Here is a 12,275-nt window from a genome sequence, read left to right as displayed (position 1 = left end):
TATTAAACGTGCCTTTATTACACTAGTTCGGAAATATATAAAGAACTCATTTCCTTTTGCCTTTAAAATGTAAGCGCTATCAATAGGCCTTTTATTAATAAAAGCGAAGAAAATGTTCTTTTTTCCCCGACAAGGCATATACTATGAAAAATACAAATCCAGGAGGTAATTCTTATGCAAAACAACACCTATCAAAACAATTCAGCACTACCAGAGCAAAACGAAACGTTTTATTTGATCACAGGTTACTCAGAGAATGGTTTCATCCATGGGATTACATGGGAAGAAGCGTATGTTCAAGGATTGGCGGAGTGCGGCTGTCTATGCGAACAACAACTCATGTAAGTAATGAAGAAAGTTCGATACAGGGTGCCTAGCAAAAAACGATTGTGGATGTACTCACAGTAGTTTTTAGATAGGCACCCTGTTTAGTTATGTCTTCCCTCTTAATGAAAACAAACGCTACCACCCTCTACGTTATCCATGATAAAATGAAGTCAATCAAATAAATGAGTTTGCACGATGCGCTGGTACCTATCAAGGTGTAAAAGGGAATCCGTAAACCGGAGCTGTCCCCGCAACTGTACACACGGACGACCGCTAGAATTAGCCACTATGGAGACATGGGAAGGCACTGGCGGAAGGATGAAGTGAAGCCAGGAGACCTGCCACGTATCGTCAAAGCGACACTTTCTTCGGGGGTTGAGGAGTGGAAGCAAAAAAGGTATCTGCATCTATGCATTTTTGTATGGAGTATATTAAAGTTGCCTGAATTTGTTTCCTCATTCACAACTATTGCAATCATCTTGCCGAAGAGGCGGAATGATTGTTTTTTGTTGTTTACGAAAGGAGACCGCGACATGAGATTATGTGAACAAAATGAGGAACGTATACACGAACGTGCACTGTTGCAGATATTGTATAAACAAGCAGAACAACAGCGTGGAAGACCAGTGTATTCAGGATTTCATCAAGTAGTAAGGAAACTGTTACAGGACGGGTTATACGGTCAATGGATCTATAACTATTCAGCAAGTGAAATCAAATGGCTTGGCTTACAGATTGTAGCTGAACGCGACCGACTGATACCATCTGCACAGTTGCAGCAATATATGAATGAATTCGTAACATCTGATTATCATGATAAGCGGATAGGACTGCCTCAGGAAAGGCTTATGCTCATAGCAATGGGTGCAATGCAAAATGAAACAGTCCAGCGCTTGCAGAAAGTACAGGAAGCATATTGGATGCTGAGCCATGGTTATGTGACTTTGCCAGCTGAAGTTATGTCATTCTTCGGTAAGACGTTTTATCAGCGAAAGACGAGAGTCCAGCAATATACAATGGATATCGCTGACGACAGAATAGCATCATTTTTATCAAGTAAGGTTAAAGAAAAGCATATACGTATACCCGATCATTTTATGGAACAAGTAAAAGCGTGCGGCTCTTGGTGTTTATTTGATGCTGAACAAGTAGAGCGTATTTTTGGATGTTCATTTGACAACTTCAACAGTGAAAGATTTTCCCACGCTGCTGATAGTTCCTCTATTGGGCATAAAAAAGTCTCTGCCATCGGATTGATGAAACGGCTGCTTGGAAGTGAAGGAATTGTTGTGCATTTTCCTAATAAAGAACGACAGGAAAAAGCAGTATTATGCTCGTATATTCAATTACCGTACGTACTGCAGGAAACGGAGTTGGCACGTACTTGTACCATACTTGTACGTTTACTGAACGGGATTGAAAGTATATGGGGACGTACGATACAAATTGAAGTGGCAGGATGGGAAAAAGCTATAGCTGAACAGAAAATTGCTTTACATTCAGAGAGGGCCCTTCTGTTTATTGAAGAGGTAGCCCGAGAGATAAATCGTTCCTTGGAGGTGGCATCCTGTCAAAGCGGAATGAATACTCCTCTGCGCAAAGCGGCCTCGGTTATGCATCGTTCGATATACCAAGCGACAAAACAACAGCAAATCGCCATGATCGACCGAATAACTGCAGAACAGCGCCATACCGATCAAGGCGGATCGGTCACGTTAGAGAAGTCTGCAACCATTGAAACAGCAGAACTATTACAGCTGCTCATAAAGGCATGGAGCTGTGGAATTCCGGAAGTCCGACTTATCTGAATCACCTCTATTGTAGTGGAAACTGATGTGGCGTAAACTAAGTATGACTAGCAGTTTTCATCCGAGGTGAGACAGGTGTTTCAATTTGATACATTAGGACATGAAATAGTAACTGAATTATCGAATCTGATACAGCAGCAAGTGATCTTAACAGATAGAAGAGGCTTCATTCAAGCGAGTACAGAACCGGATCGAATCAATCAGTTCCATGAAGGGGCACTGTTAAGCATGCGCCAGAAAACGATGCTCCGTATGGCAGACGAGGAAGCGGAGCATCTGCAAGGGGTCCGTAGAGGAATTGTCTTGCCGATCATTATTGAAGAAGAACCGATCGCCGTACTTGGCGTGACGGGTGATCCAGATGTGATTCATCCGCAGGCTCAGCTGATCTTACGCGTAGCGGAACTGTTCATCCAAGACACCCTGAAACGAAAGCAGAAGGATGAAAAAGTACGTGATGTGGAGTTCTTCGTCTTTGACTGGCTGACAGGATCAAAGAAAGATGAAAGATTTATGGAACGAGGGACACTGCTCGGAATCGACGTGACACTCTACAGTCAAGTGGTGGTTTTGGAAGTGCTGGATCTATTGGAACAGTTCTCCGTTGAGGAAATGGAGACATTTGAGTCGATTCAAAACATCCATCCTTCCATGAAGATGATCCGCTGGGCGCAAAATAAAATCTTATTATTATTACCTGAAATGAATCAGGAAACTGTAAAAAACGAGTTAGAGTTCCTATTGCTTCATATAAAACGGCGCAAGAAAGTACAAGTCGTCGCAGGTATAGGTGCATCCACACAGTATTTCGACTTAGCTAAATCATTCGCCCAGGCAGAACGTGCAGTCCATGCTGCAAAGGAATCTGGAGATATTGTCTTTGAGCATGAACTGCGTCTTGAAATAATTTTGCAGAGCATTCCAGATTTGGTCAAGCAGGAATTCCTTAAGCGCACAGTTGCGCCACTGGAAGATCATAAAGACTTGCTGAATAATTTGACGGTATGGTTCGAAGAGAATCAGTCGATGCAAAATACCGCGCAACGTCTGCATATCCATAAAAATACATTGTCTTATCGTCTGCAAAAGGTCGAGCAGTTAACAGGACTATCTGTTTCTAGTACGCATGATGTCTTCTTACTATACTTGTCACTGCGTTTAATGGAAGAGCAGTCGTTGAGTAAGAAATAAGTGATCAATTGCTTCGCTTCCTATAGTGGAATCGGAGCTTTTTTTATTAGACGAGGAAACAGATTGTTTTTTTCAATTCTACGTCTTATTCATGGTAGGATTAAACTGCGTCTTATCCTAAGAGTGTCAGGAGGATTGTTTTGAATAGAATCCGAAACATCACAACATGGCAGTGGACCCTGTTTTTGATATTAGCACTTTGCTGTATTGGTTCCATTGCATTTGTAAATCAAAATCATTCATTTTATGACCGACCGATCGCTAAGGTGATCGATACAACAATAGAGAAAGAAACCGATGTAACAGATATGCATGGCAATGAAGACACACTATTTGTCCAGCAAATCGTAGCTAGGATCATGAACGGAGAAGAAAAAGGCCAAGAAGTCCAGTTGGCCAACGAGTATTCCTCTTCCGGGGCATACGATCAACAGTACCGTATAGGAAATGAAGTATTTGTCTCCATTGATTCTACTGCTGGAGAACAACTGATGGGAAGTATCACAGACGTAAAACGTGATACATACGTATTAATCGTTGCGTGGATCTTCGTCTTTACGCTATTAATTGTTGGGCATAAGCAAGGGCTATTAGCAATAGTAGGCTTTGTGATTAATGTCCTCGTACTATCATTCGCTTTGGATATTTATGTGAAATATTATGAGGTCAGTTTACTTGTAGTTTGCGGGATTTGTATCCTGCTATTCACAACGATTTCGCTCCTGCTAGTCAGTGGCCGCACTGAAAAAACGTATGCCGCGATTGTAGCTACGCTAGTCGCAACAGTCGTATCTCTTTCCATCACGTCTCTTGTCATCTGGATTACTTCAGGGAATGGTTTGCGTTATGAAGAAATGCAGTTTTTGACGCGTCCTTATCACACCATCTTCATGGCGGGGCTGTTTATTGGATCACTCGGGGCCATTATGGATGTGGCCATTACGATGTCGTCTTCGATGTTTGCATTATATGAAAGAGATCACACTATATCCGTTAAAGCGCTAAAAGCATCTGGCATAGATATTGGTAAAGACATTATGGGAACCATTACAAGCATTCTGTTTTTTGCATATATAAGTGGATCCATCCCCATGCTCATTCTCTATTTGAAAAACGCTTCTCCCGTAGGATTTGCACTTTCGATGAATCTGTCGTTGGAATTAGCGCGTGCTTTAGCTGGTGGGATTGGAATCGTCTTGACGATCCCGATTGGACTTTATACAGCCATCTTCTTCATTGAACGAAAGAGGGCAAGAATATGAATGTACTTGTATGGCTCGGGGTTATTTTACTCGTGTTAATGATCTGGGTAGGCGGAAAAAGTGGGGCAAGATCATTCATTTCGCTATTTTTTAATTTTGGTGTTGTCTTCTTCACGATGTTTTTTATGTTGGATCCAAACGCTAATCCTATTCTCATTACATTTATTGCTTGCATCGTTATTGGATGCGTTAGCTTGTTTTATATTAATGAGGTGAATAGTAAAACGGTAATGGCTTTTATCTCAACGATGATTACCATTAGTATATTATTGTTTTTCATTGTATTAATATCCAAAAAACTAATGATTCAAGGATTTGGTGAAGAGGAAGAAGAAGCAATTGCAGGTATGTCTCTCTATATTGGTGTAGACTTCATAAAAATTGGCGCTTCCGTCATTATAATGAGTACTATTGGGGCGATCATGGACGTCGCTATATCGATCGCTACGACTATGCACGAAGTATTTAAGCATGCACCTAGTTTAAGTAAGAAGGAATTGTTTAAGTCTGGTGTCAGCATTGGACGAGATATTTTAGGAACCGATACCAATACATTGTTCTTCGCTTTCTTTGGTGGATATTTGGCATTGCTCATTTGGTTCAAGGATTTGCACTATTCCATTGGGGATATCGTCAATTCAAAGATATTCAGTTCAGAAATGATTTTGATACTTTGCGCGGGGCTTGGCATAGCGCTAGTTATACCGATTGCTTCTTGGATTAATGCATATTATTTAGTAAGGGCTAGAGAAAAGTTAAATAAAGTATAAAAAGAGGAGCAATGAATTGCTCCTCTTTTTATGTTCTTTATTATTTTAATATAATAGAAGGAGCAAATAAAGACGCTTTCTATAGAAACTAGACGTTGACACAAAAAGTAGAAGTGTTTCTCTATATATCATTGTGCTAAAGTCTATATGAATTAAACTGTCAGACTATTAGAATTATATGTACTAACAAAATGTTTCGAATAGATACTCTTTTGGAGCGGTAAGTATCTAGATGACTTTTGGAAAAAACTGGGGGGAACAACAAATGAAAATGAAGAAAAAGAGTGTATTAGGCGCAATTGGTTTATCTGCCATGCTGATGTTGGCAGCTTGTTCGTCAGACAAAGAAGAATCAACAGATGGTGCGGCTGAATCAGAAGGAAAATCATACGATCTGAAAATGTCTGTCACGGTTAATGATTCATCTACTTGGTATCAGGCTGCAGACAAGTTAGCGCAGGACTTGAAAGAACAAACGGATGGTCGTATCAATATTGAAGTTTTCCCGAATGAACAACTATCAAATGGTGACCAAGGGAAAGGTGTAGAGCTTTTGACAAAAGGACAGACCGACCTGAGTCTTCACTCCACAATTATTTATTCTATCTTAGATGATCGCTTTGGTGTAGCGAGTGCGCCATTCCTATTTAAAGATAAAGACGGAGTAGACAAAGTATTTGATGGGGCAGGTGGGGAAGCACTCGCAGAGATCCTCAATGAAAAGAACGTAGAATTACTCGGATTCGGCGAGAATGGTTTCCGTCAGATTACAAACAGTAAAAAGGAAATTAAATCACCTGCAGACATGAAAGGCCTGAAAGTACGTATTCCTGGAATCACGATGTACACAGATTTGTACCGTGCACTAGGTGCCGATCCAACGACAATGGCGTTCTCTGAAGTCTTTACATCTCTTCAGCAGGGGACGATTGACGGTCAAGAAAACCCGATCGATGTTATTCACTCATCTAAGTTGAATGAAGTACAAGACTACTTAACGACTTGGAACTATTCCTACGATCCATTAGTACTAGGCATCAACAAGAAATTGTTTGATTCGATGAGTGAAGAAGATCAGGAGCTTGTGAAGAAGTTAGGTAAAGAGGCGGCAGAGTATCAAGTAGAAATGGCACGTGAAAAGGAAGAGAAACAAATCGGTGAGTTGAAGGATGCGGGCATGCAGTTCTACGCACCAACAGACGAAGAATTAGCGGAGTTTACAGAAGCAGTACAACCGGTTTATAAAAAGTATGAAGATATTTGGGGCAAGGATCTATTAGATAAGTTCCAAGACCAATAAGGACTGGAGGGTGGATGTATGGGAAAAATATTCAATAGGTTAGAAGAATGGATTGTTGTGATTGTGCTGTCCATCATGTCCACCATTGCATTCGTTAATGTGCTATCCAGAGGATTTGCCAATTATTCATTTTCTTTCACAGAAGAGATTACAGTCAATTTGTTTGTGATGTTAACATTTGTCGGAACAGCCATTGGTGTGCGGAAGTACGCACATCTTGGCTTTACTCTGATTTATGACAAGGGCAATCTGTTGCTGAAGAATATTATTACGATTTTGGTTGGATTGATGATGATGTTATTATTTTTTATTCTTTTATATTTTGGTTTGAAGATGGTGCAGTATCAGATGGATATGGGACAGAAAACGCCATCGCTTGGTTGGCCGCAATGGTGGTTCTCAATGTCGATGCCAATCGGTGCGCTATTTTGCTTCATTCGCTCCATCCAAGTAACGATTGTTGAATTCCGACAGCAAAACGGGAAGGGAGAGCAGCTAATATGACAGCGATCATTTTATTCGGTGTATTTTTCATTTTAGTTATGCTTCGAATGCCTATTGCTGTGGCCTTAGCTATCTCATCCATTGTGGTGTTATTTACAGGCAGTGGATTGTTTGGTTTGGAATTGGTTGCAGATATCATGTATACGAGCGTAGCGAAATTCACGTTACTTGCGATTCCGTTTTTCATCTTGGCGGGAGTCATTATGGAGCACGCGGGAATTTCCAAAAGACTGATTGATTTTGCGCAAGCATTGGTTGGTCATCGTAAAAGCGGAATTATATTTGTAACCGTTATGACAGCAATTTTCTTCGCAGCAATTTCTGGCTCAGGTCCTGCGACGGTTGCCGCGATAGGTGGTATTTTAATTCCGGGTATGGTGAAGAACGGTTATAAAACGGAAACTGCGGCCGGTTTGGTAGCAAGTTCCGGAGCAATCGGTATCATCATTCCACCTAGTATTGCGTTTATCGTCTTTGCTGTAGTGGCGGGCGATCAGGTTCCGGTATCGATCGGAAGAATGTTCATGGCAGGGGTCATTCCTGGATTGTTATTGGGCGTTGGATTTATTATAGCTGCCATGTTCGTTAGGTATCGACAGGAAAAACGTGAAGGTCCGATATCGCAACAGTACATAATGGAACCGGCAACAAGTGCGGAACGCTTTAAAGCCTTCGGAAATGCCATCTGGGGCTTATTAATTCCTGTTATTATTTTAGGTGGTATTTATGGTGGATTCTTTACACCGACGGAAGCAGCAGTAGTGGCAGTATTTTATAGTCTGTTCATCGGTTTTTTCATATATCGCGAACTGACATTGAAAAAGCTATATGACATCTTAGTTGCGGCAGGTATTCAGACGGCAGTCGTCATGTTTATCGTTAGTGCGGCGAGTGTCTACGCATACATCATCACAACCGAGCAAATTGCTACGCAGATTTCAGACGTGATGTTAAGTATTTCAGATAATAAAATTATAATCTTATTGTTAATCAATATCATTTTACTAATTGCCGGGATGTTTATCGACGCAATTTCTGCCTACTATATTTTCATTCCGATTTTATTGCCGATTGTGCTATTGTTCGATGTCGATCCAACAGTATTCGGTGTCTTTATGACAGTCAACTTAGCGATTGGTCTTTTCACTCCGCCAGTCGGTCTCAATTTATTCGTAGCCGCGGGCATATCGAATATTTCAATAGGGCAAATATCGAAAGGGGTTTTGCCTTTCGTTGTCTCCTCCGTCATTATCTTGTTACTCATTACGTATATTCCGCAGATCTCTACATTTTTACCAGATTTACTAAACATCAAGTAGATTGAGGAGGGTTGCTTATGAAACTGAAAGGACAGACGGCGATCGTCACAGGGGCTGCCAATGGTATTGGTGCCCAGACGGCCCTCCTTCTTTCACAACAAGGTGCCAATGTCGTACTGGTGGATTCAACAAGCTGTGCCGGGACATTGGAAGCCATTCAATCATTTAGGGGCAAAGCGGTTTATTTAGAATGCTTGGGCGAAATTCGTGATAAAGAATTTGTGAACGCGGCAATCGCTAGAGCATCGGATGCCTTCGGGGAACTACATATATTAGTAAACAATATGTGTATATGTGGTATTCATAATGAAAATCAGTCATCTATTGATCAATGGCAACTCGAAGTAGATTTGAAGGCACAAGCAACTTCTCTATTCATTCAAGGAGTATCACCGTATATGGTGGAGCAGAAGTATGGTCGTATCATTAATATTAGTTCGATATCAAGTTCCGATAAAGAACGAACGTTCACAACTTCTAAGGATTCAGTTAGTAAATTGACCAAGCAGACCGCTAAAGAACTTCGTGAGTATGGAATCACATGTAATTCAGTTGCACCTGTAGTTATGACCAATTTGGATAAGGCGACAATCCATCAAACAGGCACAGTGGCGAGTATCGCAGAAGCCGTTCTGTACTTTGCCTCATCTGAATCTAACTATACGACAGGACAAGTACTGAAAATGGATGGAGGGTTTTGTATTGAATCACCCAATTGAAGCGGTATATGACGAGAAAACGAATCGAATTATCGGACGTTTGAAGAAAGGTACCGATCTATTTGAAGGTATTCTCGCAGTGTGTAAGCAGCATCATGTCGAAGCAGCTCAATTTCAATGTATAGGCTCTCTTGCGTATGCGACCATTGTACAACCTCAGCAAAATCCAGATAAAAGTTTACAGTATTCCGAAAGGCTTGTCACAGACACTCCCGTCGAACTGCTTTCCGGTTCAGGATTTGTTGGTTACGATGAACAAGGGCAGTTGGATATCCACTTCCACGGACTATATGTAGACTGTGATCAACAGATGAATGGCGGTCACTTCCTTAGAGGAGAAAATCCCGTGGCGATTACAGTGGAATTCATTATATTCCCGGTATCCTATACACATGTTCATAGAAAACCAGATGAATATTCAGGTATTCCATTATTTCATTTTACGAAAAGGAGTGAGTGACGTTGGAGACAATCGGTAAACTAGCAATGAAATCAGCCGCAGCTTATCCGAATAAAATAGCTGTGAAAGATGAAAGGCGCTCACTTACGTTTCATGAACTGATGCAACGGGCATTTGCACTGACAGCATACTTTGCGAAAGTAGGTCTTCAAAAAGGGGACCGCTTTGCCGTTCTATCGTCAAATCGCCTGGAACATATTGAGCTTGACGTAGCGGCGGCAATCTCAGGTGTCATCAAAGTACCGTTAAATTATCGGCTTCATCCGAAAGAGCATGAATATATGCTGGACGATGCAGATGTTCAGTTGATCATTGGTGAATCAGAGTTAATAAAACCAATCGATACAGTCATCCAAGCGCTAACAATCGGCGAGCAGTATGAACAAGTCATTGAACAAAATAGGGGGGCTACATGTACAACGGAGATTGTGGAAGAGGATATATTTGCGATTATGTATACATCCGGTACGACAGGAAATCCAAAAGGTGTGATGTTGAGTCATCGCAATATCATTTCGGGAGCTTTGTCACTAGCGCTTGCTTGTGAGACCGATTACGACGATGTGATAGGTCATGTTGCACCATTGACACACGGCAGTAACTTCCTGTCGCATGTAGCGTGGCTGTATGGATTAACGCAAGTTGTATTCAATAAGTTTGAGCCTGAAGAATTCGTTCATAATTTAACGAAAGAAAAAGTCACTGTTATTTTCCTTGTACCTACTATGGTTAATTTAATGATCCAGCATCCGAAATTTGATCCGAAGAATTTATCTACAATTAAGACGATTAATATGGCCGGTTCTTCGATTGCTGCAAGTAAGCTCGAGCAAGCACTCGCTCTGACAGGGCCGATATTTGCACAGACATTCGGTCAAGTTGAGGCGCCGATGTGTATTACGATGATGCCGAAACGCGAACTTGGCGATCATCTGGAATCCTGTGGGCGTGTCGGACCTTTTGTCGATGTGAAGATTGTCGATGCGCAAGGGACTGAACTGCCGGCAGGTGAAGTTGGAGAGATCGTTTGTAAAGGCTCTCTTGTCATGAAAGGTTACTGGAATAACGAGCAGGCGACAAATGAAACGTTACGTGGCGGCTGGTTACAAACTGGTGATCTCGGTTGGAAAAGTGAGGCGGGCTATGTGCATATCGTGGACCGCAAAAAAGACGTCATTATTTCAGGAGGCGTCAATATTTATCCGAGAGAAGTGGAAGAAGTCCTCAATAAGCATGATGGGGTAAAAGAGACATGCGTTATCGGTGTACCTGACGATAAGTGGGGAGAAAATGTTATTGCATATGTCGTTCCGAACGGTACTAAGCCCGTGATGAAAGAAGAATTACTTCAGTTATGTCTAGATCATATGGCGAGCTTCAAAAAACCCAAAGAGATGTATATCGTAGATGAACTACCGAAAAGCTCGTACGGTAAAATCTTAAAACGGGAATTACGCAATCAGCATGTGGAGGTGCAGTCTTGACGAATGTCTATATCGAAGGAATTGGCATGACGAAGTTCGGGAAATTTGTCGACAAGTCTATGAAGCAGTTGTTAGTTGAAGCGTCGATAGAAGCACTTGAAAATGCAGGAAATCCGAAAGTTGATGCGGTGTTTGTCGGCAACTTTATGGGTGGCTCGATCGGTAATCAAGAAATCCTCGGCGCCTTAGTAGCCAATGAACTCGGACTCGGCTATATCCCGACAGCCAAAGTAGAAGGTGCTTGTGCATCAGGGGGGATTGCGCTTCGTCAAGGGATCATGGGAATTCTAAGCGGCGAATACGATACAGTCTTAATAGCAGGTGTGGAGAAGATGAAACATGCTTCGACTGCTGACGTTACACAGGCGATCAATGCCGCAATGGATAACGATTCCAATGAAAAGCAGGCAGGTCTCACATTCCCTGGATTCTTTGGCGTACTCGCGAACCGTTACTTCTATGAAACGGATGCTACGAAAGAGCATTTGGCGATGATTGCGTTGAAGAATCGTGAAAATGCTTTACATAATCCTTTGGCGCAATTCCAGAAACCAACGACGATGGAAGAGATTATGGAGGCACGTATTATTACGTCTCCACTCGGCTTATTTGATTGTTCTCCAACAACGGATGGGGCGGCAGCATTGGTCATTACGCGTAAAAAAGGTGCGATCCATATCCGTTCGTCTGCACAAAGTTCAGGACCTACACAAATGCAAGACGCGGACGATTTACTTTCATTGCCCGCAGTTCGAGAGTCAGGTCGCTTGGCATATGAAAAAGCAGGCGTCGGCCCGGAAGATATCGACGTCGTGGAAATTCATGACTGTTTCTCAATGACGGAAATGCTTGCGATTGAGGAGTTAGGCTTTTTCAATAAACGTGAAGGTTGGCTTGCGGTGGAGCAAGGTCGAACGACAGCGACTGGCGATAAACCAGTGAACACGAGTGGGGGATTATTGTCACGCGGTCACCCAATCGGTGCAACTGGTGTCGCACAAATGTATCAGCTCGTCCAACAACTTCGCGGTACTGCACCAAATCAAGTAGAACATGCGCGACTCGCTTTGGCGCAAAACCTGGGTGGAACAGGTTCGTACTCCACTGTTCATATTCTAGAAAGGTTGTGAA

At 42.0% G+C, this 12,275-nt stretch carries 12 protein-coding genes and 1 riboswitch; all 12 genes read left to right on the top strand.

The features are described from left to right. The first annotated feature begins 174 nt into the window (after positions 1-174). The 12 genes from H605_RS18845 (at position 175) to H605_RS0106030 (ending at position 12,274) form a co-directional block, all read left to right on the top strand. Complete coding sequence (locus H605_RS18845; RefSeq protein ID WP_155979477.1) at positions 175-345, top strand: hypothetical protein; 171 nt, start codon at positions 175-177, stop codon at positions 343-345. Between the two features lie 165 nt (positions 346-510). Next, positions 511-687, top strand: a riboswitch (cobalamin riboswitch). 173 nt (positions 688-860) lie between these two features. Then, entirely contained in the window at positions 861-2,135 is a 1,275-nt protein-coding gene (locus H605_RS0106080; protein ID WP_029053409.1) for a ribonucleotide reductase N-terminal alpha domain-containing protein, read from the top strand. A gap of 75 nt (positions 2,136-2,210) precedes the next feature. Continuing rightward, positions 2,211-3,326, top strand: coding sequence for a CdaR family transcriptional regulator (locus H605_RS0106075; RefSeq protein ID WP_029053408.1), 1,116 nt, complete (start codon positions 2,211-2,213; stop codon positions 3,324-3,326). Positions 3,327-3,460: 134 nt separating this feature from the next. Further along, positions 3,461-4,588 carry a YibE/F family protein gene (locus H605_RS0106070; RefSeq protein WP_051210479.1) on the top strand — a complete coding sequence of 376 codons (1,128 nt, stop codon included), beginning with the start codon at positions 3,461-3,463 and terminating at the stop codon, positions 4,586-4,588. Next, positions 4,585-5,358: a YibE/F family protein gene (locus H605_RS0106065; protein ID WP_029053406.1), complete on the top strand. Its 774-nt coding sequence runs from the start codon at positions 4,585-4,587 to the stop codon at positions 5,356-5,358. The genes H605_RS0106070 and H605_RS0106065 overlap by 4 nt, the downstream gene beginning before the upstream one ends. A 265-nt stretch (positions 5,359-5,623) precedes the next feature. Further along, positions 5,624-6,658: a DctP family TRAP transporter solute-binding subunit gene (locus H605_RS0106060; protein ID WP_029053405.1), complete on the top strand. Its 1,035-nt coding sequence runs from the start codon at positions 5,624-5,626 to the stop codon at positions 6,656-6,658. A gap of 18 nt (positions 6,659-6,676) precedes the next feature. Beyond that, positions 6,677-7,162 carry a TRAP transporter small permease gene (locus H605_RS0106055; protein ID WP_029053404.1) on the top strand — a complete coding sequence of 162 codons (486 nt, stop codon included), beginning with the start codon at positions 6,677-6,679 and terminating at the stop codon, positions 7,160-7,162. After that, positions 7,159-8,481 (top strand): TRAP transporter large permease, encoded by a 1,323-nt coding sequence (locus tag H605_RS0106050; RefSeq protein WP_029053403.1) that lies wholly within the window; start codon positions 7,159-7,161, stop codon positions 8,479-8,481. The genes H605_RS0106055 and H605_RS0106050 overlap by 4 nt, the downstream gene beginning before the upstream one ends. A 17-nt stretch (positions 8,482-8,498) precedes the next feature. Then, positions 8,499-9,200 carry an SDR family NAD(P)-dependent oxidoreductase gene (locus tag H605_RS0106045; protein WP_029053402.1) on the top strand — a complete coding sequence of 234 codons (702 nt, stop codon included), beginning with the start codon at positions 8,499-8,501 and terminating at the stop codon, positions 9,198-9,200. Next, complete coding sequence (locus H605_RS0106040; RefSeq protein WP_029053401.1) at positions 9,184-9,660, top strand: PPC domain-containing DNA-binding protein; 477 nt, start codon at positions 9,184-9,186, stop codon at positions 9,658-9,660. Before H605_RS0106045 ends, H605_RS0106040 begins: the two co-directional genes overlap by 17 nt. Before the next feature lie 2 nt (positions 9,661-9,662). After that, on the top strand, positions 9,663-11,144 hold the full coding sequence (locus H605_RS0106035) for a class I adenylate-forming enzyme family protein (protein WP_029053400.1): 1,482 nt from the start codon (positions 9,663-9,665) through the stop codon (positions 11,142-11,144). Then, positions 11,141-12,274 (top strand): thiolase C-terminal domain-containing protein, encoded by a 1,134-nt coding sequence (locus H605_RS0106030; protein WP_029053399.1) that lies wholly within the window; start codon positions 11,141-11,143, stop codon positions 12,272-12,274. Before H605_RS0106035 ends, H605_RS0106030 begins: the two co-directional genes overlap by 4 nt. The last annotated feature ends 1 nt before the right edge of the window (position 12,275 follow it).

It is taken from the genome of Sporosarcina ureae DSM 2281 (assembly GCF_000425545.1).
GTDB classification, from domain to species: domain Bacteria; phylum Bacillota; class Bacilli; order Bacillales_A; family Planococcaceae; genus Sporosarcina; species Sporosarcina ureae.
The sequence above is the reverse complement of the archived record's forward strand: the minus strand, read 5'-3'. Positions and strand labels throughout refer to the sequence as shown.

Coding starts and splice junctions, on each gene's coding strand:
- H605_RS0106080 (WP_029053409.1), top strand. CDS start 861: ATGAGATTATGTGAACAAAATGAGGAACGTATACACGAACGTGCACTG.
- H605_RS0106045 (WP_029053402.1), top strand. CDS start 8,499: ATGAAACTGAAAGGACAGACGGCGATCGTCACAGGGGCTGCCAATGGT.
- H605_RS18845 (WP_155979477.1), top strand. CDS start 175: ATGCAAAACAACACCTATCAAAACAATTCAGCACTACCAGAGCAAAAC.
- H605_RS0106060 (WP_029053405.1), top strand. CDS start 5,624: ATGAAAATGAAGAAAAAGAGTGTATTAGGCGCAATTGGTTTATCTGCC.
- H605_RS0106050 (WP_029053403.1), top strand. CDS start 7,159: ATGACAGCGATCATTTTATTCGGTGTATTTTTCATTTTAGTTATGCTT.
- H605_RS0106055 (WP_029053404.1), top strand. CDS start 6,677: ATGGGAAAAATATTCAATAGGTTAGAAGAATGGATTGTTGTGATTGTG.
- H605_RS0106065 (WP_029053406.1), top strand. CDS start 4,585: ATGAATGTACTTGTATGGCTCGGGGTTATTTTACTCGTGTTAATGATC.